The organism is Mesorhizobium sp. Arg314, from assembly GCF_053714275.1.
This window is the reverse complement of the sequence record NZ_JBSKBP010000005.1, coordinates 74,041-100,570: the sequence shown is the minus strand read 5'-3', so window position 1 is coordinate 100,570 and position 26,530 is coordinate 74,041. Positions and strand designations below refer to the sequence as shown.

Sequence of the window (26,530 nt, the reverse complement as noted above, 5' to 3'; positions counted from 1 at the left end):
CGCGCGATCAAGCAACCTGTTCAATGGCGCCGGTGATCAGCCCGGTGACTTCCTCGGGCGAGCTCGAGGCGATCTTCTTGTCGGCTACCTTGCGGCCGCGGCGCATGACGATGACGCGGTCGGCGACGTCGAACACGTCGGGCATGCGGTGGCTGATCAGCACCACGGCAATGCCCTGGTCCCGGAGATGGCGGATGAGGTTGAGCACTTCGGCGACCTGTCTGACCGAGATCGCCGCGGTCGGCTCGTCCATCAGCACGATCTTGGCCTGCGACAGCATGGTGCGGGCAATCGCCACCGCCTGGCGCTGGCCTCCCGACATCTGCTTGACGAGGTCACGAGGCCGGGTCTCGGATTTCAGCTCGGCGAAGAGCTGGCCAGCGCGCTTGTACATCGCGCCATAGTCGAGGATGCGGAACGGGCCGAGGCCGCGGCGCAGCTCGCGGCCGAGATAGACGTTTGCCGCCGCCGTCAGGTTGTTGCAGAGCGCAAGGTCCTGGTGGACGATCTCGATGCCATGCTGGCGCGCATCCGCCGGCTTGTGCAGGACAAGCTCCTTGCCGTCCAACCGCATGGTGCCGTGGCTCGGGTGGAAATTGCCGGCAATCATCTTCACCAGCGTCGACTTGCCGGCGCCGTTGTCGCCCATCAGACCGACGACTTCGCCAGCCTCCAGCGAAAGCGAGACGTCGTTGACCGCCTGGATGGCGCCGAAATGCTTCGAGATGTTGGCGAGTTCGAGAACCGACACCAGCCTTAAGCCTCCCCATCTATCGCCGCGGCCGTCGCCGACCTGGCCGGCGCCGCTTGCGTCCCGCTCGTCCATTTCCTCCCGGACGAGCGTGATCCATGCATTTAGGCAAAAGCGGACAGAGGCGTCAATCAATTGTCAGACGATTAATTTCGAGTCTCGACGAAAAATCGGTTTTGTAGGACAAATAGGAATTGACGTCAGCGAAAAGCCGATATTAGCTAAGCCTCGGAGGAAGAATTTGCTCCTCGACCGTCTATCCGGCGGAGGCGGGCAAAAGGTTTGATGATCAAGGATCCGGCTGCGCCAGTATTCGGGCAAGCGGATCGGCAAATGCTTATCAGCTCGGCCCAGGACGCGAACATCGTGGGATGCTCGTCCAGTTCTTGTGCATCCGGGCTGATCGGTATGGCGGGCACGCGGTGTCCGTCTGTTTCAAGGGAGGACTGATATGAGGAAAACACTTTTGCTTGCCGCCGTCGCCGCCATGGCGTTGGGCGCCGGGCCGGCTTTGGCCAAGAAACAGCTCGTCATCGTCGTGAAAGGTCTCGACAATCCGTTCTTCGAAGCCATCCATCAGGGCTGCGAGAAATGGAACAAGGAAAACGCCAGCTCGGAATATGAGTGCTTCTACACCGGCCCGGCGTCGACCTCGGACGAAGCCGGCGAGGCCCAGATCGTGCAGGACATGCTGAGCAAGCCCGACACGGTAGCGATGGCGATCTCGCCGTCGAACGCGCCGCTGATCGCGCAGACGATCAAGAGCGCCAATCCGTCGATCCCGATCATGACGGTCGACGCAGACTTGACCAAGGAAGACGCCGCCCTTCGCAAAACCTATCTCGGCACCGACAATTACCTGATGGGCAAGAAGATCGGCGAATACATCAAGAAGGCCAAGCCGAATGGCGGCACGATCTGCACCATCGAGGGCAATCCGGCCGCCGACAACATCCTGCGCCGCGCGCAAGGCATGCGCGACGCGCTGACGGGCAAGGAAGGCCTCGCGGCGCTTGCCGGCGAGGGCGGCTGGACCGAAGTCGCAGGTTGCCCGGTGTTCACCAATGACGACGGTGCCAAGGGCGTGCAGGCGATGACCGACATCCTCGCTGCCAATCCGAAGCTCGACGCCTTCGGCATTATGGGCGGCTGGCCGCTGTTCGGCGCCCCGCAGCCCTATCGCGACCTGTTCAAGCCGATGGCCGGCAAGATCGCCAAGAACGAGTTCGTCATCGGCGCCGCCGACACGATCGGCGACGAGGTGGCGATCGCCAAGGAAGGCCTGGTGACCGCGCTGGTCGGCCAGCGGCCGTTCGAAATGGGCTACAAGGCGCCCTCAGTGATGCTCGACCTCATCGGCAACAAGAAGGTCAACGATCCGGTCTTCACCGGCCTCGACGAATGCACCAAGGAAACGGCCGACACCTGCATCCAGAAGTAGGCGCCGGCTGTGTCCGGAAGTGTCAAAAGGGGCGCCGCGAGGCGCTCCTGATTTCTTCCGGCGCCGGTTCCCGCGATTGAACAGGGCAGGGCGCCTCCCGCCTAAAGCGCGTCGCGCTGAACCGGATTCAGGCGACGCGCTTTAAGTCTTTGTTTTGATGCATGTCGTTGTCCTAGAACCGCTGCACACTTCTGGGCGACATGCATTAAATCTTCTGCTTAACGCCGTCCTTCGAAGGCATCAGGTCTACGCCGTTGAGCTTGCCGATATGGGTGGCGAGCATCGGCACATACTGTTCTGTGGGGCCGGTGGCGAAAGCGGTCGCAAAGGAATTCTTGGTCGCGTTGCCGAGCGGGTTGGCGATGCCGGCCGCGCCCGCCATCGATTCCAGATAGGTCAGGTCCTTGAAGGCATTGGCGATGGTGAACCTATGCGCGTCGCGGTCGCCCTCCAGCGTCCAGCGCATGAAGGTCTGGTAGAAGCCGCAATCCATGCGGCCGTTGCGGATGACGCTGTCGAAGCGCGGCGGCGAGATACCGACCTTCTCGGCCAGGGCGAGAGCCTCCGAATAGATCGCGGCATAGCCAAGCGAGATGAAGTTGTTGAGCAATTTCATGCGGTGGCCGTCGCCGGTGTCGCCGATATGGACGATGCGGCCGGCCCAGGTCTCGATCACCGGCTTCAGCCTGGCGAACACCGCGTCCGGCGCGCCGACCATGGCGTCGAGCGTGCCTTCCCAGGCCTCCTTCGGCGTGCGGCTGAGCGGTGCATCGACGTAGTCGACGCCGAGCGCCTCGAGCTCGGCCGCCAAGGCCACGGTCGAGACCGGATCGGAGGTCGAGCAGTCGACGACGACCGAGCCCTTCCTGAGACCCTCCTTCAGCCCGCCGGGGCCGCGGATGATCGCTTCCACCTCGCGCGAGCCGGTGACACAGATGAAGACGATGTCGGAGGCCGCCGCCACGTCCTTGGACGCGGCCACTTCCTTGGCGCCGCGGCTGGCCAAGTCCTGCGCCGGCTTGCGGTTCTTGCGGCCGAGGAAGGTCAGCGGATAACCCTTGTCGACGATGTTCTTGGCGATGCCGTGCCCCATCAGGCCGAGGCCGATGAAACCGATGTTTTCGCGGGCAGCGGTGGTGCTCATGTCGTCTTTCTTCCCTGTCTTTCGTGGTGATGGTCGCCCGCGCCGCGGGCGATTGTCGAGAAGGTTTTAGCGGTTCGCGGTGGCGGCCGAATGCGGAATACCATATTGTCTGACAATACACATAATTCCCGAGCATTGTGGAGGGCAAAATGACGAAGCGCATCATGTTCACCGGCGGCAGCGGCAAGGCAGGCCGGCATGTCGTTCAGTATCTGGTCGAACATGGCTGCCAGGTGCTCAACATCGACGCCAAGCCGCTCGACAATCCGAAGGTGCGCACCCTGGTCACCGACATCACCGACAGCGGCCAGGTGTTCAACGCGCTGTCGAGCTATATGGGCCTGCACGAGTTCGACCCGTCGCTCAGGGCGCAGCCGGTCGACGCCGTGGTGCATTTCGCGGCGATCCCGCGCGTCATGATCACGCCCGACAACGAGGTGTTCCGCATCAACGCGATGGGCACCTACAATGTGATCGAGGCGGCAGTGAAGCTCGGTATCCGCAAGGTCATCATCGCCTCCTCGGAGACGACCTACGGCCTGGTCTTTGCCAACGAGCCGCGCAATCCCACGCATTTTCCGCTCGACGAGGACTATGACGTCGACCCGATGGACTCTTACGCGCTGTCGAAGATCGTCAACGAGAAGACCGCGCGCGCCTTCGCGCTGCGCAGCGGCTTCGACATTTATGCGCTGCGCATCGGCAACGTCATCGAGCCGCATGAATATTCGCTGTTCCCGAAATGGTTCGCCGACCCCGGTTTCCGCAAGCGCATCGCCTGGAGCTACATCGATGCGCGCGATCTCGGCCAGATCACCTTGCGCGCCATCGAGAAGGATGGCTTGGGCTATCAGGTGTTCAACGCGGCCAATGACGATACCTCATCTGACCTGCCGACGGCGGAGCTTTTGAACCGGTTTTATCCGGGCGTGCCGGTCAAGGCCGAGCTTGGCGAATATGAGACGCTGCTTTCGAACCGCAAGGCGCGCGACGTGCTCGGCTTCCGGCCGCAGCACAGCTGGCGCAGATACGTCAAAACGGCGTGAGGCGGCGCCAAATGCCGGTTGATCTGTGCACATCTTCGCGCGTTGCGGCAAAGCGGGCCTGCCGTGCTTGACAGCTTCTGAAAACGGGATTTTCTGGAACCATGCGGGACGCGAAGCCGAACAACGAAAAAAGGCCGACTAAAACGGCAGCCGCGGAGCGTCAGGCCGGCGTTCGGCGGGCCAATGCGCCACGCATCCCAGGCGCCAGCGTGCACACTTCGCTGGCCAGCGAAATCGGCCTTCGGATCGTGCGTGGCGATTATCCGCCGGGCACCATCCTGCCCAACGAAGCGAAATGGTCTGAGACCTTCGACGTCAGCCGCTCCGCGGTGCGCGAGGCGATCAAGATGCTGATGGCAAAGAGCCTTCTGGCGTCGCGGCCGAAGATCGGCAGCTGGGTCGAGCCTAAGGAACGCTGGAACCTTCTCGACCGCGACGTGCTGTCCTGGTACGCGACGTCGCCGGATCGCGAGGTTTTCCTGAGGACGGTCCAGGAATTCCGCCATATCATCGAGCCGGAGGCGACAGCCTTCGCGGCGATGCGGCGCACCGACGAGCAGATGGCCGAGATCAGCCAGGCCTGCCGAGAGATGGGCGAGGCCACCAATCTGCAGGAGCGGACCCGCGCCGACACGCGCTTCCACCTTGCCATCCTGAGGGCTTCGGGCAACGACCTGCTGGTGCCGCTGGGCGTGCTGATCGAATCCGCCTTCGACCACCTCTTCACCTACACGACGCGCGAACGGGACGATCTGCATCATGCCCAGAAGCTGCATGAGGCGATCGAGAGGAATATCCGCCTGAAAAGGCCGGATGCGGCGCGTAATGCAGTGCGCAAACTGTTGGCGAATACGGACGAAGTGATCCAGTCGCGCTGAGGCCTGCCGGTATTCGTGCAAGGCTTGCTGCTTTCTAGTCCTGCTTCTCCCGGCCGAAGGCGACGCGCAGCTCGTCCTTCGCTTTTTCCAGCACTTTCTTGCGCTCGTCGGGCAGGTTCTTGCCGGCGCGGTTGATGTAGAAATTCAACATCGACATGGCGGATTGGAACGGCTCCGCCTTGCTGCGGTCGCTGTGCTCGGCCGAGCGCTTCAGCGACGCGGCTATCTTCTTGGCGTCGGCGGATTCGAAGACGTGATCCTCAAGATCCATCGCATCGCTGTGCTCGGTCACGTCGGCCGACCATTTCTTCTTGGCGGTCATGGCGAACTCCTTCCTTCAGGCAAGAACTCCATGAGGCGAGGTGGGTTCCCGGTTCTGGAGCCACGGAATAGTGCGTCGTGGCGCTGCTCGGCTCGGGAAATGGGCCGATAGTGCGCGCTCCGATCTCGAAGAAATCGCGGACAGGAAACGCCGTGACGACAGTCCCAGCAAACGCGGCAAACAGCGCCGGCACCGACAGCTTCTATGCGTGGACGCGGCTTGGCATTTCCTTGCTGCTGGCGACGATCGGCGGTGTCGGCACCTGGGCGGTGGTCGTGGTCCTGCCCGCAGTGCAGGCCGAATTCGGCGTTGATCGCGCCGCCGCCTCGATGCCCTATACCGCGACCATGGTGGGCTTTGCCGCCGGCAACGCGCTGATCGGACGCGCCATCGATCGCTTTGGATACTGGATACCGGCACTCGCCGCTTCCTTGGCGCTTGGCGCAGGGTTTCTATTGGCGTCGCTCGCCAATTCGATCCAGGGCGTCACGCTTGCTCAAGGCTTGCTGATCGGTGTCGGCTGTTCGGCGATCTTCGGTCCGCTGATCGCCGACGTCTCGCACTGGTTCAATCGCCGCCGTGGCGTCGCGGTGACGGTGGCGGCGTCAGGCAATTACATTGCCGGGGCGGTCTGGCCGACGATCATGCCTTATGTGATGCAAGGCCATGGCTGGCGCTTCACCTATGCGGTGATCGGGGTCATCTGCCTCGGCACCATGGTGCCGCTGGTCCTGCTGTTGCGACGGCGCGCGCCGCATGAGGGGATTTCCGGCGCGCTTCGCGGCCGGCCGGTGCAGCCAATCTCGCTATCGCCCTCGCAGTTGCAGATTCTGCTGGTGATTGCCGGCTTCGGCTGCTGCATGGCGATGTCGATGCCGCAGGTGCATATCGTCGCCTACTGCATGGACCTAGGCTACGGCGTCGCGCATGGCGCCGACATGCTGTCGATCATGTTGGCGGCCGGTGTCATCAGCCGGATCGGCTCCGGCTTCCTCGCTGACCGCATCGGCGCGGTGAAGACGCTGCTGATCGGCTCGGCGCTGCAGTGCCTGTCGCTGTTCTTCTACATCCCCTTCGACGGGCTTGCCTCGCTCTATGTCGTCTCGCTGGTATTCGGCCTGTCGCAAGGCGGCATCGTGCCCTGCTATGCGATCATCGTGCGCGACTATATGCCGGCAAAGGAGGCCGGCCAGCGCGTCGGCATCGTCCTGATGGCGACGATCTTCGGCATGGCGGTCGGCGGCTGGATGTCGGGCTGGATCTATGACCTCACCGGTTCTTACGCCGCTGCCTTCCTGAACGGAATTGGCTGGAACCTCGTCAACCTCGCAGCCATCGCGCTGTTGATGTGGAAAGCCAACCGCCGCGCCGCAGCGATTGCCTGACGGATCGATCGACCTGGCGCCGAAATCGGGTTGCTTGACAATGGTGGACGCATGCGCGACCCAACTCGGCAAAAGCTGGCTTGGTGGCGCGATGACACGGATGCCGATCCTGGAGCTTCGCATGAGCGATCTTCGGACGGCGCCGGCCATCGTCGTGATGGGTGTTGCCGGTTGTGGCAAGACGGCTGTCGGCGAGGCGCTCGCCAAAGCCTTGGGCGCCGACTTTATCGAAGGGGACCGGCTGCACCCGCCGGAGAACGTGGGGCGCATGGCGCGTGGCGAGCCGCTGACGGACGCGCTGCGCGAGGGCTGGCTCGACGCCATAGGCGAGCGTATCGCAACCTCCGTTGCCGGCGGGCGGAAAGCGGTGGCGGCGTGCTCGGCGCTGAAGCGCGGCTACCGCGCCAGGCTAAGCCGCTTCTGCCCCGGCATCGTCTTCCTTTATCTGAAGATCGATCGCGAAACGGCCTGGCGGCGGGTCGCTAGTCGCAAGGGCCATTTCATGCCGGCAAGTCTGGTCGACAGCCAGTTCGCCACGCTGGAAGAGCCTGCCGCTGACGAACGAGCGGTGACGGTCGACGGAACGCGAAGTGTTGCCGGGATCGTGAAAGATATCCTCGGCTAGGATCAGTTCCTGGCGACTCAGGCGCCGTCGCTACCGATCGAGGCTTCGGCCGGCCGCTCGGTCAGCCGCACGGCGCTCGACCAGGCCATCATCTGCTCCGGACAGAGTTTGAGCGTTTCCAGCATTTGGTCGCGCTTCGACAGGATATAGCTAGCCTGAACGGCGAGGTTCTTCGCCGTCGTGTCCTTTGCCGGCGACGCGGGGGCTTGCGGGCCCGCGCTCAGCTCGCTGACGATCGCGCGGTACTGGCGAAACGGGACCGTCTCGATCGTCGCCATATGAAACAATCCCGCGCCGGCGCGCGCCGCGAAGTTTGCCGGCGCCGAGGCGAGGTGGGTCCAGCCACGTTCGCCCATGGCGGCTTCGGTGAAGGCGGAGCCGGCGTAGATGGTGTTGGTCATCAGCACCACACCGTTTGCTTTCAAGGTCTTCTGGATGCGCGTGGTGACCTGATAGGCGTCGGTGCGCTCAAAGACGATCCGGCTTTTCAGGAAGCGGTTCTCGACATTGACCAGCGGCGGGTTGATCACGCGCAAGCCGAACTTGCTCGGCGAGAAGCCGTGGAACTGCGCACTCACCTGATGGGCATCGACACCGGCCTCATGCAGCGCGCGCTTGCCCATGATCGTCTGCGCCGTGAACTGGTCGCACCATACGATGGCGCCGCGCCCGTTGCGAACGGCTTGTCGCAGACCTTCGAGGCCTTCCAGCCGGATCGCCGGCGACCAGCGCCAGCCGGCGACGAGATGCGCCGCGGGCATGAGCCGTCGGCGGTGAACGGCGGCAAGTTGGGCCTCGAACATGCTTCGCGTGTCGACGGCATCGCCGAGCACGGCCTTGACCGCGACGTCGTAGCGGGCGAACTCCTTGCGAAAGTGGCGCCTGCGCCTGAGCCTGGACACCCAGCCGCAGATGGGTCCCCACCAGGAGACCGGCAGCATCGCCGCGACGCCGAAATAGAAACAGAACAGCAGGCTCTCGCGCAGGTCCCGATTGGAGAAGCCACGCAATTTGCCGGGGCGGACAACCTTGCGGCTGAAGAAACGGACGGACTCATCGCGCTCCGGCACCGGTACGTCGGCAATGATCTCGGTTTGATAGATGTCGCTCGACGATGGTTGCCGGCTGGCCTTGCGGGAATTGCCAAGCCAAGGCAGCCTCATGCGTCAGAGCCCTGTTTCATGATCCAGCCGCTTTACTGCGTCCACAGCGGACTGGCAACCGAGGGCGACAAGTCGGGGCAAGGCGACTTCTCGTCTGACGCAATCGCGGACGGAAGGCTACGGCGAAGTCGCCGAGCCCAGCCGCTGCACGCTTTTCCTGCTTTTAACGCGCGTCGCGCTGAACCGGATTCAGGCGACGCGCTTTTAAAGTCTTTGTTTTGATGGATGTCGTTGTCCCAGAACCGCTGCACACTTCTGGGCGACATGCATTAGATCTGCGAAGTGAGCTCTGCCGGGAAATCATCGTTGTCGGCGTCGCGCATGGCGGCGAGGCTGCGATTGTCGAGCACCTCGGCGATCGCCTGGCGGACTTCCAGCATCATGTGGCGGACCTGGCAGGTGGCCTCGTCGCAGTCCTCGCAACGCTGGTACTGCGTGCGGCTGGCGCAAGGGATCGGCGCCAGCGGGCCATCGAGCACGCGCACGACATGGCCGATCTTGATCTCCGAAGCGGGCCGGGCGAGGCGATAACCGCCTTCCTTGCCCTTACGGCTCTGGACGAAACCGGCATTGCGCAGCTCGCCCAGGATCGCATCCAGGAATTTCTTCGGGATGTTGTTGGCGACCGCGATGTCGTTGACGAATGCAAGCTGGCCAGCCGGCAGGCTGGAAAGATGCACGAGGGCCTTGAGGCCGTATTTGCCTTTTTTGGTCAGCATGCCCGATTCAGTTCATCAAACCCCAATGCGCCCTGCATCTGGCGGTTGTTTGTGTGCAAATCATGACAGTCTGACCGCGGAACGCCTTCTGGCCCAACAATTTGCCGGTGCAGCTTAGGCACAAACGCGTTGATTCTTCGTAACGTTTTCACGTTGGGGGTGGGATTTCCCCCGCGAACTCATGCAGCCCTGCTTACATGAAGAAAGCCGGCAAAGCCGGCCTCCTTGCTCTTGCTGATTGTGGAGCCTTTTTCAGCGGCTGCCATAGGCCTGATCGAGCAGCCCGCCGGCGGCGAAATGCTCTTTCTGAACCTTGTCCCAACCGCCGAACACCTTTTCCACCGTCAGCAGGCGGACGTCCGGGAAGTCGGCCTTGTGCTTGGCAGCGACCGTCGCGTCGCGAACCCGCAGGCCGTTCTCGGCGGCAATGTCCTGGCCGTCGGGCGTGTAGAGGAAGTCGAGATAGGACTTGGCGAGATCGCGGCTGCCGTGCTCGTCAGCAACCTTGTCGACGATCGCCACCGGGAACTCGGCCAGCAGGCTGACCGAAGGCGTGACCTGCTCGAATTTGTCGTCGCCATATTCCTTGCGGATCCCGCGCGTCTCGGACTCGAATGTGATCAGCACGTCGCCGATCTCCCGCTGGACGAAAGTGGTGGTGGCGGCGCGGCCGCCGGTGTCGAAGATCGGCACGTTGTTGAAGAGCTTGGTGATGAACTCCTTCACCTTGACGTCGTCGCCCTTGAAGGCCTCCTTGGCATAGGCGGTGGCGGCGAGATAGGTGTAGCGCGCATTGCCCGATGTCTTCGGGTTCGGGAAGATCACCTGCACGTCGTCGCGCACCAGGTCGTTCCAGTCCTTGATGTGCTTAGGGTTGCCGGCGCGCACCAGGAAGGATGGCAGGGAATAGAAGGGCGAGGCGTTGTCCGGAAAATCCCTCTGCCAGTCGGCCGAGACGAGACCCTTGTTGACCAGGAAGTCGACGTCGGTGACCTGGTTGAAGGTGACGACGTCGGCGCCAAGGCCTTCCGCGATGGCGCGCGCCTGCGCCGAAGTGCCGGCATGCGACTGATCGATGGCGACGCCGGGATGCCCGGCGATGAAGGCTCTGTTGATGTCGACGAACAGCTCGCGGCCGACGTCATAGGATGCATTCAAAAGCTTGTCGGCCGACCAGGCTTGGGAGGATGCGAGGACGAGACCGGCAACAGCCGCGATGCCGAGCAATAGACCCTTCATGAAAACAGGCTCCGATGAAAATATGCTAGTCGGCGGACAATAGCCGTGGCCTTGATGCGCGACGAGATACGCGCCCCGGCTCGAAAGCGTCGCGGCGAGAAAAGACGTCGCCGGAACGGCCAGTTGTTAGGATTTCTTTCCAGCAGGGTCTTGCCCGAGCCCAGGTCAGAAGCAAAAAGATTGCTTTTCGACCTCTTGGCATATACATTTGGCATATACAAGGAATGCTGCCATGGCCCGACACCACCCAACGACGCCTCCGAAGGAAGCAAGACTGTTCCGCAACAACCGCAGCCAGGCGGTGCGGATTCCCGTCGAGTTCGAACTCCCCGGCGACAAGGTCCTGATCAGCCGCGAAGGCGACCGCCTTGTGATCGAGCCGGTTCGTAAATCGGGTCTTACTGCGCTGCTCGCCCAGTGGGCGAAAGAACCCCTGCTAGGTTCTGAAGATGACTTCCCCGAGATCAGCGATAGTCCCGTCAAATCCGAGGACATTTTTTGATGCGGTTCATGCTCGACACCAACATTATAAGCGACATGATCCGGAACCCTGCCGGCAAGGCCGCTGTCGCGATGGCGCGCGAGGGGGATGCTGCCGTATGCACCAGCATCGTCGTCGCTTCGGAACTGCGGTATGGCTGCGCCAGGAAGGGATCGGCCAAGTTGCTCAAGAAGGTCGAGGAACTCCTGGCCGAGATTCCCGTCCTGCCGCTCGATGTGCCGGTGGATGCCGAGTACGGCGCACTCCGCGCCGAGCTGGAAGGCATGGGCCAGCCCATCGGCCACAACGACCTCTTCATCGCTGCCCACGCTTGCGCGTCAGGCGCCACGCTGGTGACGGCCAACACGGCCGAGTTCACCCGCATCAGGAAGCTGAAGGTCGAGAACTGGCTGGAGTAGCGATCGACGTGCCTATTCAGCCACTGGAAAAAGCTTCCAGCGCCCAGGCCTGAAGGCCACGCGGCTCTTCTGTGCCGCGGGATGGTCGATAGGCAGCTCGATCTCGACGCGCTGGCGCTCGCCGCCGACCTCGAGCTCGACCCGTCTGGTGCCGGCGACGCGGCGGCTCGCGGCAACCGTGCCGGCGATGCAGCCGCTGCAGCCGTCGAGCAGCTCGACATCGTGCGGACGGAAATAGAGCAGTGCCTCGCCGGAGGCAGCGTTCGGCGCCGGCAAGCCGATCGGCCGGTCGGCGAGCCAGATCTCGCCGTTGTCGACCCTGACCGGCAGCGAGCTCGATTCACCGATGAAGGAGTAGACGAAGGGTGAGTTCGGCGTGTCGTAAATCTCGTCGGCCGAGCCGACCTGTTCGATGCGGCCCTGGCTCATAACCACGACCCGGTCGGCGAGCTCCAGCGCCTCTTCCTGGTCATGCGTGACGAAGACGGTTGTGTGGCCGGTGCGGTCATGGATCTCGCGCAGCCAGCGGCGCAGCTCGCGGCGCACCTGCGCGTCGAGTGCGCCGAACGGCTCATCGAGCAAGAGCACCTTGGGCTCGATCGCCATGGCGCGGGCGAGCGCCACGCGCTGGCGCTGGCCGCCGGAGAGCTGCGCCGGATAACGCTTTTCGAGACCTGAAAGCTGGACGAGGTCGAGCAGTTCCGTCGCCCGGCGGCGGATTTCCTGTGCTGACGGCCGCGCCGCGCCATGCCGGACCTTCAGGCCGAAGCCGATATTGTCGGCCACCGTCATGTGGCGGAACAGCGCGTAGTGCTGGAACACGAAGCCGACATTGCGCTCCTGAATCGACCTCTGCGAAGCGTCCTCGTCGCCGAAGAAGATCGCGCCCTTGGTCGGCCGCTCAAGGCCGGCGATCAGGCGAAGCAGCGTCGTCTTGCCGGAACCGGACGGCCCAAGCAGCGCGATGAGCTCGCCTGATTTGATGTCGAGCGATACGTCATGGAGCGCCGGAAACAGCTCAAACTCCTTGCGCACGTTGACGACGCGAACTTCCATGCAAATCCCTCAGTTCTTTGACGCAGTCGTTGTCCCAAAACCGCCAGGCTTTGGGCGACAGCTATTCCTCAGTGTCCGCGCGTCGCGGCGATCTCGGCGCCGTAGCGCATCTCAAGAAGTGTTTTCAAGACCAGAGTCACCAGCGCCAGGCCGGCAAGCAGCGAAGCGACCGCAAAGGCGCCGACGGCGTTGTACTCATTGTAGAGGATTTCGACATGCAGCGGCATGGTGTTGGTGAGGCCGCGAATATGGCCCGAAACCACGGACACCGCGCCGAACTCGCCCATGGCGCGTGCGTTGCACAGAAGCACGCCGTAAAGCAGCCCCCATTTGACGTTGGGCAGCGTCACATACCAGAAGGCCTGCCAGCCACTGGCGCCAAGCGAGAGCGCTGCCTCCTCGTCGCCATTGCCCTGTTCCTGCATCAGCGGGATGAGCTCGCGCGCGACGAAGGGGAAAGTGACGAAGACGGTTGCCAGAACGATGCCGGGCACCGCGAACAGGATCTGGATGCCATGCGCCTTCAGCCATGCACCCAGCAACCCCTGCGCGCCGAAGAGCAGCACATAGACCAGGCCCGAGATGACCGGAGAGACCGAGAAGGGCAGGTCGATCAGCGTGGTCAGGAACGCCTTGCCCTTGAACTCGAACTTGGCGATGGCCCATGCGGCGGAAAGGCCGAAGACGAGATTGAGCGGCACAGAGATCGCCGCCACCAGCAGCGTCAGGCGGATCGCCGAGCGCGTGTCGGCATCGCTTAGCGACGCCAGATAAGCGCCGACGCCCTTGGCGAAACCCTCCTTGAACACGATGATCAGCGGCAACAGCAGGAAGACGCCGAGAAAAACCAGCGTGGCGATCGTCAGCGTGATGCGGACGGGGCGGCTTTCGGTGACCGCGGCCGACCGGCTCTCGTGCAGCGGTTCATAGGATTTGATCTCGGGGTCAGCCATAGCGCTTGCGGCTCCATGTCTGCACGAGGTTGATGACCAGCAGCATCGCGAAGGACAGCGCCAGCATGATCGCGGCAATCGCGGTTGCGGCGGGATAGTTGTACTCCTCCAGCCGGATGACGATCAAAAGCGGCGCGATCTCGGATTTGTAGGGCAGATTGCCGGCGATGAAGATGACCGAGCCATATTCGCCTACCCCGCGCGCGAAGGCGAGCGAGAAGCCGGTGATGATGGCGGGCGACAGACCGGGCAGGAGAACGCGGGTGATGATCTGGAAACGGCTGGCGCCGAGCGTGGCGGCGGCTTCCTCGACTTCCTTGTCGATCTCTTCCATGATCGGCTGGACCGTGCGCACGACGAAGGGCAGGCCGATGAAGACCAGCGCCACGACAATGCCGAGCGGCGTATAGGCGACCTTGATGCCGAGCGGCGCCAGAAGATGCCCGATCCAGCCGTTCGGGGCGTAAAGGGTGGTGAGCGCGATGCCGGCGACCGCAGTGGGCAGCGCGAAAGGCAAGTCGACCATGGCATCGACGACACGGCGGCCGGGGAAACGGTAGCGGACCAGCACCCAGGCGACGAGTGAGCCGAACACGACGTTGACCACGGCGGCGATGAAGGCCGTGCCAAAGCTGATCTGGAGAGCCCCGAGAGTGCGTCGGTCGGTGGCTAAAGCCCAGAAATCGGTCCAGCCAAGCGCAGCCGAGCGCCAGATGAGCCCAGAGAGCGGGATGAGGATGATGAGCGTGAGGTAGGCAAGCGAGAAGCCGAGCGTCAGTCCGAAACCCGGAATGACACTCGGCTGTCTGAACCGCCACCCCGCCTGGGCGGGTGCTGTGGTCATGCTGTTCTGGATCGTCCCTTCTTACTCAACCAGATTGCAGTCGGCATTTTGAGGCGGCCTTCACTGGGCCGGCTTGTAGATCTGGTCGAATATACCACCATCGCCGAAATGGTAAGGCTGTGCCTTCTTCCAGCCGCCGAATTGCGGGTCGTCGATGGTGACCAGCTTGATCTGCGGCAGCTTGGCGAGGTCCTCGGCCGGGACCAGTTCGGGCTTAGCCGGGCGATAATGGTTCTTGGCGATGATGGTCTGGCCTTCCTTCGAATAGAGCCAGGAAAGATAGGCTTCAGCCACCTTGCGCGTGCCCTTGGCGTCGACATTGGCGTCGACGACAGCCACCGGCGGCTCGGCCAGTATCGAGATCGGCGGGTAGACGATGTCGAAATTGTCGGCACCGAATTCGTCGAGCGCCAGATAGGCGTCGTTTTCCCATGCGATGAGAACATCGCCCAGTCCCTTCTGCGCGAAGGTGACGGTCGAGCCTCGGGCGCCGCTGTCGAGCACCGGGGCGTTGGCATAGAGCTTGCCGACGAATTCCTTGGTCTTGGCCTCATCATTGCCGTCATGGGCGTTGGCATAGGCCCAGGCGGCGAGATAGTTCCAGCGCGCGCCGCCGGAGGTTTTCGGATTCGGCGTGATCACCTGCACGCCGTCCTTCACCAGATCGCTCCAGTCGTGAATGCCCTTGGGATTGCCCTTGCGCACCAGGAAGATGATGGTCGAGGTGTAAGGTGCTGAATTGTTTTCGAATTTCGTGCGCCAATCGGGATTGATCTTCTTCGACTTGGAGACGATGGCGTTGATGTCGCCTTCGAGCGCCAGCGTCACCACGTCGGCGTCGAGGCCGTCGATAACCGCGCGAGCCTGAGCGCCTGAGCCACCATGCGACTGCTGGATGGTGACCGTCTCGCCGGTCTCGGCTTTCCAGTGCGCGGCGAAGGCCGCGTCATAGGCCTTATAGAGTTCACGTGTCGGGTCATAGGACACGTTTAGGATGGTCGTATCGGCAAACGCGAAACCGAGCGTGCCGAACTGGACAGATGTGGCGACCAGCGCGCCGAGCAGTTTCTTGAAATGAGGTTTGGTCATTCCCGCCTCCGTTGAACTGCTGCGAACTCTACCGAGTTTGTGGAATATAGATGCATTGAATGTTGCCTTTTTCACCTCCTCGAAGCAATTTTTCGCCGAGCTTGGGCTGATTGAGGAAATAGTTTCCTCAGTCGGTGGCCGCGTGGCGGTTCATCCCCGGCCTAATTAGAAGCGGTCGGGGTCAGGACAAGTCCGGGGCGCATAGAGCGGCTCAGCTTTTGATAGAAACGCCGAACCGCTCTACTCTTAGTTTTAACGCAATTCCGAACGGAAAACCGCTACGCACTTTTCCTGGAATTGCTCTAATTGGCGGTGACCGGAAAATCGAAGCGCTGTTTTGGATAAGGCTCTTTTGCCAGGGTGAAGTGCCACCATTCGCGCGCATAGTTGCGGAAGCCCGCGGCACGCATGGCGGCAAGCAGCATCTTGCGGTTCGCTGCCGCTTCGGTGGGAAGAGGGGTGTGCGCCGTCTCGCTCATCGGATCGAAACAGTCGAAACCGGTGCCGAAATCGAGCGTGCCGCCGTCGGGCGCGCCACAGGCCGGATGAGCCGGGCTTTTCTTGCTGGCCGCCGCAATGGCGAGGTCGACCGTCGAGCCGCGCGAATGGCTGGACAACTCGCCGATATAGCCCTTGGCGATAAGATCGCCGCGCTCGACCGTCGGGTACCATTGCGGATCCGGCGGGCCACCTTCTCTCGTCCATCTGCCCATGTCGGCAACCGCGCGGGCAGGGCGGTAGCAGTCGAAGACCACCAGCGTCAGGCCTTTGGCGGTCATCGCTTTCTGCACGCTGGACAGCGCCTTCGCCGCCTGCGCGGTCAGGATGCAGACCGGCGCGTCATAGCCATCGGCCTTGCGGTGCAGGAAGTTCCCGAGGCCGGCATAGCGGATATCCTGGCGGATGGCCGGATCGATATCGGCGAGCCTGACGAAGCCGGCGGGCAGGGGATCGGCGCGGGCTGGGAGGGCGACCAGGAAAGCCAGGGTTGCGAGTAATGCTACCCACCAAGGCCGGCGCGAGGGGTGCCTCGCGCCATACATCAGGCGAAGATCCGCAATCCCCTGAATCGCTTGCCGCATCTTATTCGACGAATACCTTCACGCTGGCCGCGCGCCCGGCGGCGTCGATCACGGTCAGCGTCGAATAGCCGGTGCCGTCGGGCTGCCAGGTCGCGGTGCGGCGGCGGTCGATGCCGGCGAGCGCCTTGCCGTTGGCGAGCCAGCGGAACGGCGCCCGGCCGCCCTGCAGTTTCAGCACCAGCGGCGTGGCATCGGCCGAATTGGTGCCAAGGTCGACGCGGGCGCCATTGGGCGGGAAGATGATGGTCGGCGCCGGCTCGATGGCGGTCGCCTGCACCAGCCCGTCTGAGCCGGCGCCGAAGCGGGCGAGCGTCACCGGCAATTCCTCGCGCTTGGGGTTGAAGACGCCCGGCGGCCGGCTGGGCAGCGGCACGCTGGCAAGGCCGGAACGGACAAAGCCCTCGAACAGGATCGGAGCTGCCGATACATAGCCCGACAGACCAGGGACAGGGCTGGCGTCGGCGCGGCCGACCCATACGCCCAGAACGTAGCGGCCGTCGAAGCCGACCGACCAGGCATCGCGATAGCCGTAAGAAGTGCCGGTCTTGTAGGCGATGCCGCGCTGCATGGCGCCTTGCGGCGGCTTCACGCCGGACAGGATGTCGTCGATCTGCCAGGCTGCCTGGTCGTCGAGGATGGTGGCGGTGGTGCGCTCGGCACTGGCCGGCTCGGTGCCGTCATGCAGCGTATGCATCTTCCCGCCATTGGCCAGCCCGGTATAGAGCTGCACCAGATCGCGCAAGGTCACGCCGACGCCGCCAAGCCCGATTGCCAGGCCCGGCGCCTCGTTGACCGGCAGGATCGGGTTGACGCCGGCTTGGCGAAACCGCGCCGTCAGCCGTGCCGGACCGACCGCATCGAGCACCCGGATCGCCGGCACATTGAGCGACAATTGCAGCGCCTGGCGGATGCTGACGTCGCCCTGGTAACCCATGTCGAAATTTTTTGGACGATAGCCGCCGAAATCGGCCGGGCTGTCCTCGATGATCATCTCCTGCGCCACCAGCCCCTGCTCGAAGGCCAGTCCGTAGATGAAGGGTTTCAGCGTCGAGCCGGGGGAGCGCACCACCTTGGTCATGTCGATCCAGCCGGAACGGCTGGCGTCGAAGAAATTGGCGGAGCCGACCTCGCCGAGGATATCGCCGGTGCGCGCGTCGGCCATGATCATGGCGATGGAAAGTTTTGGTCCGAGCTTCCTGGCGGCATCCCTTGCGACCTGTTCCAGCCCCTGCTGCACGCTTTTGCGGATGGTGAGTTGCAGCGGCTTGCTGGGCACGGCTTTGGGCAGCATGGCATAGGAAGCGTGCGCGGCCAGCGCCGGCAGCTTGCGGCGCAGGCCGGAAACATCGTCCAGCGCGGCGCGCGCGGCTTCGCGTTCGCCGAGCAGGCCGGCCGAGACCATGCGGGCAAGCACGCGATTGCGTGCGCCATGGGCGATGTCCAGGTTGCGGTCTGGCCGACGCTTTTCCGGCAATTGCGGCAGCGCGACAAGGAGTGCGGCTTCCGAGACCGTGAGCCGCTTCGGCTCCTTGCCGAAATAAGCGAGCGATGCGGCACGAACGCCTTCGAGATTGCCGCCATAGGGCGCCAGCGTCAGATAGCGTTCGAGGATTTCGCGCTTGGACAGTCGCCGTTCGATCTGGATGGCGCGCAGCATCTGCTTGATCTTGGAGCCGAGGCTGCGGCTGTCGCGCGGCTCGATCAGCCGGGCAAGCTGCATCGACAAGGTCGAGCCGCCGGACACGATATGGCCGCTGGTGGCGAACTGGCCGGCGGCGCGGCAAAGCGCCAGAACGTCAACACCCCGGTGATCCCAGAAGCGCTTGTCCTCATAGGCGACCAGCATGTCGACGAATTGCCTGTCGACCTGGTCGAGGCGGGTTTCGAGCCGCCAGTAGCCGTCCGGCGTGGCGAAGGCGCGCAGCAGCTGGCCGTCGCGGTCCTGGACCTCCGTCGAGACCGTCAGCTTTGCCGGCAGCGGCGGCGGGAAGGCGCGGTCGAGCTCCCATAGCGCGGCCAAAGACGCGCCCGCAACGCAGGCAAGCGAGATGCCTGCGATCGCGGTGCGCCTGAGAAATCTTTTGGAGAGCATGGTGCCGCCCCTCATCCGCCTGCCCGTCCTCCGCAGCAGCTGCGGAGGGTGGACCGGCACCTTCTTCCCATCTAGCAACGGGGAGAGGGGAGATACGCGCGACCTCTTCATCGCTACTCCGCTTTCACCTCCATCACCCCGGTGGCGGTGCGGGCTGAGTATTGCGGCCGGTACATGTCCTCCACCGTCGCCGCCGGATGCGCGTAGGTGCCCGGCGTCACGGCGCGCACGACATAGGCCAGCATGATATTGCGGTCGCCGTCGCCTTCATTCGGGTTGAAGGCGGCGACGAAGCGGTCGTTGCGGAACTCCAGATGCGCGGCGTCGGTCTGCGCCAGCCAGGAGAAGTTCGACAATTGCGCGCTGGAAACCAGGCCCGGATTGTCGATCTCGAAGCCAGCCGGCAACAGATCGGTGATCAGGAGCCGCGACGGCCATTTGTTCCGCTCATAGACCTTGAGCACCACCACGTAACGCTCGTTCTGCCTGGCCTCGGTGACGTTGGCCTCGGTGCCGTCGAGCTTGTAATAGGTGCGCGAGATGGTGAAACCGTCGCCGCCGGCCGGCAGCGGCTCGACCGGCGCGGCCACCGCGGTCACCACGGCCTGCAACGGCGTCGCGCCGGTGTTAGCGATGGTAAGCGGGCTGTCGACGAGGTCGCTGCCGGCGACCTGGTTGGAGTAGCCGCCCGAATGCGGCGCGCCGTTGACCGAAAGCATGATGGAATCATTGCCCTCCCTCAGCGCCTTCGCGGCAAGCAGCATCCAGGATTCGTCCTGCGTGCTCGTCCAGCGGGCATCGGCGCGTGCCACTCCCACCAGCTTGATCAACTGCGGCATGATGCTGGGCACCGGCTTCGATTCCGCCGCGAGCGCCAGCATCGCCGCGCCATCACGCAGCCGCGAGCCGTAGTCCGAGCGGTAGTAGTCATAGTCGGTTTCTGACTGCGCCAGCCGCAGCGCCGTCTGGAACGTGGCTTCCGAGCGCTGCGCGTCGCCATAGAGCGCGAGGCTCGCAGCCAATTGCGCGACCGCCATCGGGCTGGAGAAGGCTTCGAGCTTCGTGTCGGCATAGTAGCGCAGATCGCCGATCGAGGCTTTCTTGTTGCGGGCGAGCACATAGAGCGCATAGGCGATTTCGCTGCCGCGATCCTGGACGTCCTGGTCATAACCAAGCGAGTTCTGCAGGTTGTTCAGCGCCTGGTTCATGGCAAGCGCCGGGACATCGTATTTCTGCTCGCGCGCCCGGGTCAGGAACTCGCTGACATAAGCATCGAGCCATAGATCGCCGGAGCCCGGACCCCAGAGGCCGAAGCTGCCACTTGACGACTGATAGGACAGTACCTTGTAGATTGCGTCCTGGATGCGGCCATGCAGGTCGGGGTCGCTCTCCATCCCGATGCTCTTGGCCATGTCGTTGACATAGAGCAGAGGCATGGCGCGGCTGGTGGTCTGCTCGGCGCAGCCATAGGGGTAGCGGTCGAGCGACATCAAAAGCGACGGCACGTCGAGCGCGGATGACTGCGAAACGCCGACGCTGACCGAAGCGCCATCGAGCACGCTTGCGGCGAGCAACTCCTTGTCGACGCGCAATGAACCGCCATGGGGCTTCAGGTCGACCACCATGCGGTTGGTGACCGGAAGCTGCGCCGGCCGCACCGGAAGATAGAGCGTCTGCTCGACTTCGGCGCCGTCGTCATGCGCGAGCTTGACGGTGACCGAGGCGTCGCCGGCGGTCTTCGCGACAAGCGGAAAGGTGAGCGACTGCCGCTTGCCCTGGGCGAGCGTCAGCTTTTCGGGCAGGGGCTTGTCGCCGGTCGAAAGATCGCCGGTCGTGGTGACCGAGAGGGCATAGTCGCCGGCCGGGCCATCGGTATCGGCGATGTCGAGGCGCATGGTCGCCGCATCGCCCGGCGCCAGGAAGCGCGGCAGGCCGGCGGTGATCACCACCGGATCGCGCACGATGACGTCGGTCTGAGCATGGCCGACGGCATCCTTGGTCCAGGCGACCGCCATGACGCGCACGGTGCCGTTGAATTGCGGGATGTCGAAGTCGACCCGCGCCTTGCCGTTGGCGTCGAGCTCGACCGGGCCGGAGAAGAAGGCGACCAGCTTTTCGGTCGGCGGGCTGCCTTGCGCCTGCATGTTGGCGCCGTCGCCGCCGGTCCTTATCTTGCCGGTGGTGCCGAGCGAGCCGTCGATCAGGCGGCCATAGAGGTCGCGGATCTCCAGCCCCAGCATGCGCTGGCCGAAGAACCAGTCCGCCGGATCGGGCGCCTTGTAATTGGTGAGGTTGAGGATGCCGACATCGACGGCAGCCACCATCACATAGGCGTTGCTACCGGCTTGAGCGCCATTGACGGCGATCGGGATCGACAATTGCTGGCGCGGCAAGGTCTTTTCCGGCGGCGTCAACGTGACCGCCAGCTTCTTCGAACCCGGATCGACCGCCAGCCATTTGACGCCGATGGCGCGGGCCGGCATGCGCGATTCCTGCGCGTCGCCGGGTCGGAACAAGGTCGCCGTGACATAGGCGCCGGCGCCCCAGTCGTCGCCGACGGGGATGTCGACGGTGCTGCCGCCGGCCGGCACCGAAGCGGTGACCGTCTTCAACAGCTTTTCGGCGCCGATGGTGACCAGAAGTTCGCCGGCAAAATGCGGCGAGACCTTCAGCTTGGCGACTTCGCCGGCGGCGTAGGTATTCTTGTCGAGCGCGATCTCCAGCCCGTCGGGCGTCTCGGTGGTCGTGGAGGCGACATACCAGCCGGCATCGAACTCATAGCTGGTCGCCGGACCATCCGGATCGGCGGTCTCGACCTCTAGCCGATAGCGGCCCCAGTCGACGGGCAGCGATACGGTCGCCTCGCCATCAGCCTTCAGGTCGACCGCGCCGTTGGCAACGGCCTTGGTGAGGCTCACCGCTTCATAGTTCCAGGAATTGTTGGAATGGTACCACTGATAATTGCGCTCGACCTTGACCAGCGACCACTGGGCGCCCTTCAGGTCTTCGCGCTTGCCGTTCGGGTCGACGGCGATGATGCTGAGTTTGGCGGTTCCGCCTTGCGGCACCTCATCGCCCTCGAAATCCGGGCGAATGCCGATGACATCATGTTGCGGGCGAACGCCGATGTCGAGCGAGCGCTCGACGGCGCGGCCGCCGGCCTCGCGCATGCGCACGGTGACCTTGGCATTGACCAGCTTGGTGGTCGACGGCAACTGGTCGATGGCGACCGGGAAGGTCGCCTTGCCGTCATCGCCGACCACGGGAAGGTTGGTGAAAGGCGTCACGGTCGGCTCGCTCGACTGCTCGTCGGCCAGACCGAAGGTGAAATCCTTGAAGCTGTCCCAGCTGCTTGTGGTCGACAACGTTATCTCGCCTTCGAGCGCAAGGCCCGCGGCCGGCGCGCCGTAGAGGAAGCGGCCATCGACGGTGGCGTTGGCGGTCTCGCCCTGGGCGACCTCCTTCTTGTCGGCGGTCAGATCGAATTCGATGCGATCCGGCACAAAATCTTCGACCAGGAACTTCTGGCTGGCGACGGCCGCCTGCTTGGGATCGGTATAGATCGACACCGTCCAGGTGCCGCGCATGGCATTGGCCTCGAGCGGCAGGTCGACGGCATGGCCGCCGGCGGACCCACCATTGCTGATGATGCGGCGGTTCTCGACGCCGTCGGGACGGGTGAAGATGAAGGTGAGCGGCAGGTTCTCGACCGCCTTGGCGGCGCCGTCGCGGGCAAGGGCGGCGACATGCACGTCCTCGCCGGCGCGGTAGATGCCGCGCTCGGTCCAGGCATAGACGTCGAGCGCGCCTGGCGAGGCACGTCCCTCAACGCCACGATCCGACAGATCGAAGCCGGCCTTGCCCATGTCGAGGAAGACGAAGTCGCTGTCGCCCTGCTTGGCCATCAGCACGGCCGGCACCATGCCGTTTTCGCCGCGGGTCAGGCCGGGATTGAAGACGGCGTGGCCCTCGGCGTCGGTGGTCGCCGTGCCGAGGATTTCGTTGTTCTTGGCAAGCAGCGTCAATTCGGCGCCCGAAATCGACTTGGCCGAGCCCAGTGAACGGGCAAAGACGTTGAGGCCGTCCTGGCCGGTATAGGTGGAAAGGCCGATGTCGGAGACGACGAACCACTGCGTGGCGCGCGAACCATAGTCGTCGCCCTTGTTGTCGACCGGCTGCGCGGTCAGCACATAGACGCCGGGCTTGCGCTGCGGGATCGCCTGATCCACCGGGAATGAAGTGGTCACTTCCTTGTTGAGATCATTGGCGATTTCGAGCGTGCCGGACCAGACGGGCGCGCCCATCTGGTTGGAAATGGTGGAAATGTCGTAGCCGTCGAGCTGACGCAGGAACTGATAGCCGGACAGAAGCTGCGCCAGCGAACGATCGCCGATGCGGTAAAGCGTCATCTTGGCGGCGTTCATGTTGACGGTGACGACCGGAATGCCGCGGCGCGCGCCGGCCGGCAGCACGAAGCTGTCGCCGGTGAAACGGGCGGAGGGGGCGCGGTCCTGGACGTAGATCGACAGCACGACGGGGGCCGCGATCGTCTCGCCGATCGCCGCCGGCAGGCCGACGCGGAATGTCACGTCATAATGCTGGCCGTGCTCCAGACCCTCGACGCAGATCTGTTTGTCCTTGGCCTCGACGGCCTTGGGCGCGGCGTTGTCGACCGTCACGAACTGCGAATAATCGACCCCGGTCTTGACCAGTTCCTCGGAAAACTGGGCGCAGATGCGCGGCGAAGAGGAATCGGCATCGACGGTGTGCTCGATGACGCGGAACCCCTTGCGCGCCTTGAGGTCGGCGTAATCGGCCTGGACGGCCGGCGAGTTCACCAGCGCCAGGCTCGCTTCATAGGCCTGCAGCGATGGGCGGAACAGGTCGCGCTTGTCGAGACCGGCACCAAGCAGCGCCAGCGCCTCGGCGCGGGTCTTTGCGGTGCGCACCAGCCTGTAGGCGTTGAAGGCCGCTGACGTGATGTTCGTCGGGAAAGTCGAAGGTTCGGTGGTGTTTGACGCCGGCTGCACGGCAAGCGTCTCGCGCGCCAGCGCCAGCCACAGCGCGCCGTCATCGGGCAGCACCGACACCGCGGCCTGGTATTTCTGCATTGCAAGGCGATGGTCGCCGGTCAGTGCTGCCTGCTCGGCGGCGGCCTGCAGGGCGGAAAGCCCTTCCGTCGGCTTGTCATAGGCCGGATCGGTCAGCTTGTTGCGGAACTGCTGGGCCTGATCGGCCATCCAGTTCGGGAAGAAGGCCAGCGCCGGCGGGGCGCCGATATCGGCGTCGCCATCGACATTCGCGACCTTGCCGGCGACTGCGCCGGTGAAGGATTTGAGCTGATTATAGTCGGATTTGAGAAAACACCATTTGGCCTTGGTGTTGTAGGTGAAGGCACGGCAGGCGGTATCGCCGAGGCAGGTGGTCTTGCACTGGTCCAGGCTGACATTTTGCTCCGACCGGAGATCGAAACCGAAATAGTCGGCATTGTCGGTGGTTGCGATTCGCCTGGCTTCGGCCGCAAGTGCCACCCCGCTCAAGGCGAAAAAGATAAGGAGAAGGAAAGAGAGACCACGAGCCGCGCGCATTGCCACATCACCCTCCAGACATTGCCAGCGTCCAGGCATGATCAAGCTTCAGACAGGCTTGTCAACGCCGGAGCGCCGCAGGTTTATCACCCGCGAACGGTTTCCATGCCGGCCAAAGGCCGGTATTTCGACAGAACCTCTGTGAGACGGATCACACTTTCTTGCGAAAATGCAAAAGGTGTGAATTCCAAGCCCGGTCTATTTCAGACAATTGGATTGTGGCCCCTTTACGAACGTTTCGGAACTTCATTCCAATTTTAGTTTTGTCGATTAGGTTGTATTAAATGCAGGCACATGAAAAGCAGATGTCAGGAGGGTACGCGCCAGGGCGCGGGCTTCCGCGCGCCCTGCTTTTCGCGCTCGTCTGCTCGACCACGCTGGCGGGCGAGGTACGGCAGGCTGCGGCTTTCGAGATTTTCGGCATCAAGCTTTGGGGCTCGTCCAAGGACGAGGATGCCGATATCGTCGATCCGCTGCGCTATTCCGTGACCATCGATGCCCCGGATGCCGACAAGGATCTGGTCAAGAAGCTTGAAAACGCCTCGGCGCTGAAAAATGATGAGGATCATCCGGTGTCCGGATCGCTCGGCCTGATGGCCAAAGCGCGCGGCGACCGCGAACAACTCGTCGCCGCGCTTTATGCCGATGCCCGCTACGAAGGCGTGGTGACTGTTACGATCGATGGCAAGTCGATCGACGAGTTGCCGCCGGATGCCGAGTTCAAGGGTCCTCAGCCTATTCCTGTGGTCGTGAGCGTCGCAGCCGGAGCGAAATTCACGCTGGGCAACATCCGGCTGAAGGGCGATGCGGCCGGGTTGGCAAGCGCCGACTTCGGGCTGATCGCCGGCGGCGATGCCGGCTCGGGTGCGGTGCTCAAGGCCGAAGCTCTGATCGTGCGGGCGCTGAAGGACGAGGGCAGGCCGCTTGCCAAGGTTACAGACCGCGAGATCGTCGCCGAGCACGCCAGCTCGACGCTGGACGTCACGCTGACGGTGGCGGCCGGCCCGGTCGCCGGCTATGGCGACACGACGGTCGAGGGCACCGAAAAGGTCGATCGCGACTTCACCCAATACATGACCGGGCTGAAGCGGGGCCAGCAATATTCGCCGCAGGAAATCGACGATGCGCGCGACCGGTTGCTCGGGCTCGAAGTCTTCAACAGCGTGACCATCAAGGAAGGCGACAGGCTCGACGCCAACGGCAACATCCCGATCGACGTCCAGGTCAGCGAGCGCAAGCCGCGCTATTTCGGCATCGGCGGCACGTTTTCGAACACGGAAGGCCTGGGGCTCGAAGGCTATTGGGGACACCGCAACCTGTTCGGCCAGGCCGAGAAACTGCGTATCGACGGGTCCATCAGCGGCATCGGCAGCAACAGCATTTCCGCGCTCAACTACAATGCTGGCGTCATGTTCGAGAAGCCGGGCGTGCTCGGGCCGACGTCGAAATTCTTCACCGGCATCAAGACGGTGTTCGAACACCCCGATGCCTATGACCATTTCTCGGTCAAGGGCGACGTCGGCGTTTCCTACGACCTCGACAAGAAGCAGCGGGTCTCGGCCGAATTCGACCTCGATTATTCCAAGATCACCGACGCCTTCGGCAAGCATACCTATCTGATCGCCAGCGTGCCGCTGCAATATGTCTATGACAGCCGCGACAACAAGCTCAACCCGACCAGAGGGTTCCGCTTCCTCGCCTATGCAGAGCCGAGCTACGACATACTGAACGGCGCGGCCTTCCTGAAGCTGAAGGGCGAGGGCTATACCTACCAGTCGCTGGATACGGCAAGCAGGTTCGTGCTCGCCGAGCGCGCAACGCTCGGTTCGATCGTCGGCACCGGCCTGCAGAACGTGCCGGCCGACCGGCGCTTCTATTCCGGCGGCGGCGGCTCGGTGCGCGGCTATTCCTATCAGGGCATCGGCCCGAAGGACATCAACGGCCAGCCGATCGGCGGTCTTTCCTTCTTCGAAACCTCGGTAGAGATGCGCATCGGCGTCACCGACACGATCGGCATCGTGCCGTTCATCGATGCCGGCACGGTCTCGACCAGATCCTTCCCCGATTTCTCGAATGTGAAGGTCGGCGCCGGCGTCGGCCTGCGCTACATCACGCCGTTCGGGCCGCTGCGCATCGACGCGGCCGTGCCGCTCAACCGCGATCCGGGCGATCCGCGTTTCGGCATCTATGCCGGCATCGGTCAGGCGTTCTGA

General features: G+C 63.6%; 20 protein-coding genes and 1 pseudogene. 8 read left to right on the top strand and 13 right to left on the bottom strand.

Annotation, left to right across the window (positions count from 1 at the left end; genetic code table 11):
- Window positions 1–7: 7 nt before the first annotated feature.
- Window positions 8–751, bottom strand: a complete 744-nt coding sequence (locus ACWGS9_RS07415; RefSeq protein ID WP_320217613.1) for an ATP-binding cassette domain-containing protein — start codon at window positions 749–751, stop codon at window positions 8–10.
- 451 nt (window positions 752–1,202) lie between these two features.
- Here ACWGS9_RS07415 and ACWGS9_RS07410 point away from each other — a divergent pair, with 451 nt between their 5' ends.
- A complete protein-coding gene (locus ACWGS9_RS07410; protein WP_454504622.1) occupies window positions 1,203–2,192 on the top strand; it encodes a sugar-binding protein in 990 nt (329 codons plus the stop codon).
- A 205-nt stretch (window positions 2,193–2,397) separates the two neighbouring features.
- Here ACWGS9_RS07410 and ACWGS9_RS07405 read toward each other — a convergent pair.
- Window positions 2,398–3,339: pseudogene (locus ACWGS9_RS07405) on the bottom strand (NAD(P)-dependent oxidoreductase); the annotation flags it as partial.
- 146 nt (window positions 3,340–3,485) lie between these two features.
- Between ACWGS9_RS07405 and ACWGS9_RS07400 the strand changes: the two are divergent.
- Complete coding sequence (locus tag ACWGS9_RS07400) at window positions 3,486–4,382, top strand: NAD-dependent epimerase/dehydratase family protein (RefSeq protein WP_454504621.1); 897 nt, start codon at window positions 3,486–3,488, stop codon at window positions 4,380–4,382.
- Window positions 4,383–4,483: 101 nt separating this feature from the next.
- Window positions 4,484–5,260: a FadR/GntR family transcriptional regulator gene (locus tag ACWGS9_RS07395; protein WP_320217605.1), complete on the top strand. Its 777-nt coding sequence runs from the start codon at window positions 4,484–4,486 to the stop codon at window positions 5,258–5,260.
- Window positions 5,261–5,294: 34 nt separating this feature from the next.
- Here the strand turns inward: ACWGS9_RS07395 and ACWGS9_RS07390 are convergent, their stop codons facing one another.
- On the bottom strand, window positions 5,295–5,582 hold the full coding sequence (locus ACWGS9_RS07390; RefSeq protein ID WP_454504620.1) for a DUF3175 domain-containing protein: 288 nt from the start codon (window positions 5,580–5,582) through the stop codon (window positions 5,295–5,297).
- A 152-nt stretch (window positions 5,583–5,734) separates the two neighbouring features.
- Here ACWGS9_RS07390 and ACWGS9_RS07385 point away from each other — a divergent pair, with 152 nt between their 5' ends.
- Window positions 5,735–6,967: an MFS transporter gene (locus ACWGS9_RS07385; protein ID WP_454504619.1), complete on the top strand. Its 1,233-nt coding sequence runs from the start codon at window positions 5,735–5,737 to the stop codon at window positions 6,965–6,967.
- A gap of 121 nt (window positions 6,968–7,088) precedes the next feature.
- Window positions 7,089–7,592 (top strand): gluconokinase, encoded by a 504-nt coding sequence (locus tag ACWGS9_RS07380; RefSeq protein ID WP_454504618.1) that lies wholly within the window; start codon window positions 7,089–7,091, stop codon window positions 7,590–7,592.
- A gap of 17 nt (window positions 7,593–7,609) precedes the next feature.
- Here the strand turns inward: ACWGS9_RS07380 and ACWGS9_RS07375 are convergent, their stop codons facing one another.
- The 3 genes from ACWGS9_RS07375 to ACWGS9_RS07365 form a co-directional block, all read right to left on the bottom strand.
- Window positions 7,610–8,755, bottom strand: coding sequence for a lysophospholipid acyltransferase family protein (locus ACWGS9_RS07375; protein ID WP_454504617.1), 1,146 nt, complete (start codon window positions 8,753–8,755; stop codon window positions 7,610–7,612).
- A gap of 269 nt (window positions 8,756–9,024) precedes the next feature.
- Window positions 9,025–9,474, bottom strand: coding sequence for an RrF2 family transcriptional regulator (locus ACWGS9_RS07370; RefSeq protein ID WP_027167615.1), 450 nt, complete (start codon window positions 9,472–9,474; stop codon window positions 9,025–9,027).
- Window positions 9,475–9,726: 252 nt separating this feature from the next.
- Entirely contained in the window at window positions 9,727–10,713 is a 987-nt protein-coding gene (locus ACWGS9_RS07365) for a sulfate ABC transporter substrate-binding protein (RefSeq protein WP_454504616.1), read from the bottom strand.
- 232 nt (window positions 10,714–10,945) lie between these two features.
- Here ACWGS9_RS07365 and ACWGS9_RS07360 point away from each other — a divergent pair, with 232 nt between their 5' ends.
- Window positions 10,946–11,215, top strand: a complete 270-nt coding sequence (locus ACWGS9_RS07360) for an antitoxin (protein WP_454504615.1) — start codon at window positions 10,946–10,948, stop codon at window positions 11,213–11,215.
- Window positions 11,215–11,613: a type II toxin-antitoxin system VapC family toxin gene (locus ACWGS9_RS07355; protein ID WP_454504614.1), complete on the top strand. Its 399-nt coding sequence runs from the start codon at window positions 11,215–11,217 to the stop codon at window positions 11,611–11,613. Before ACWGS9_RS07360 ends, ACWGS9_RS07355 begins: the two co-directional genes overlap by 1 nt.
- A 12-nt stretch (window positions 11,614–11,625) precedes the next feature.
- On the opposite strand, the gene ACWGS9_RS07350 is transcribed toward ACWGS9_RS07355, so the two are convergent.
- The 7 genes from ACWGS9_RS07350 to ACWGS9_RS07320 form a co-directional block, all read right to left on the bottom strand.
- Window positions 11,626–12,669, bottom strand: coding sequence for a sulfate/molybdate ABC transporter ATP-binding protein (locus ACWGS9_RS07350; RefSeq protein WP_454504613.1), 1,044 nt, complete (start codon window positions 12,667–12,669; stop codon window positions 11,626–11,628).
- Window positions 12,670–12,737: 68 nt separating this feature from the next.
- Complete coding sequence (cysW, locus tag ACWGS9_RS07345) at window positions 12,738–13,622, bottom strand: sulfate ABC transporter permease subunit CysW (protein WP_320217599.1); 885 nt, start codon at window positions 13,620–13,622, stop codon at window positions 12,738–12,740.
- Window positions 13,615–14,466: a sulfate ABC transporter permease subunit CysT gene (gene cysT, locus ACWGS9_RS07340; RefSeq protein WP_454504612.1), complete on the bottom strand. Its 852-nt coding sequence runs from the start codon at window positions 14,464–14,466 to the stop codon at window positions 13,615–13,617. Before cysT ends, cysW begins: the two co-directional genes overlap by 8 nt.
- 60 nt (window positions 14,467–14,526) lie before the next feature.
- A complete protein-coding gene (locus tag ACWGS9_RS07335) occupies window positions 14,527–15,555 on the bottom strand; it encodes a sulfate ABC transporter substrate-binding protein (protein WP_454504611.1) in 1,029 nt (342 codons plus the stop codon).
- A 302-nt stretch (window positions 15,556–15,857) separates the two neighbouring features.
- A complete protein-coding gene (locus ACWGS9_RS07330) occupies window positions 15,858–16,598 on the bottom strand; it encodes a M15 family metallopeptidase (RefSeq protein ID WP_454504610.1) in 741 nt (246 codons plus the stop codon).
- 40 nt (window positions 16,599–16,638) lie between these two features.
- A complete protein-coding gene (gene pbpC, locus ACWGS9_RS07325; RefSeq protein ID WP_454504609.1) occupies window positions 16,639–18,729 on the bottom strand; it encodes a penicillin-binding protein 1C in 2,091 nt (696 codons plus the stop codon).
- Window positions 18,730–18,842: 113 nt separating this feature from the next.
- Complete coding sequence (locus tag ACWGS9_RS07320; protein ID WP_454504608.1) at window positions 18,843–24,323, bottom strand: alpha-2-macroglobulin family protein; 5,481 nt, start codon at window positions 24,321–24,323, stop codon at window positions 18,843–18,845.
- A gap of 278 nt (window positions 24,324–24,601) precedes the next feature.
- On the opposite strand from ACWGS9_RS07320, the gene ACWGS9_RS07315 reads away from it, so the two are divergent.
- A complete protein-coding gene (locus ACWGS9_RS07315; protein WP_454504607.1) occupies window positions 24,602–26,530 on the top strand; it encodes an autotransporter assembly complex protein TamA in 1,929 nt (642 codons plus the stop codon).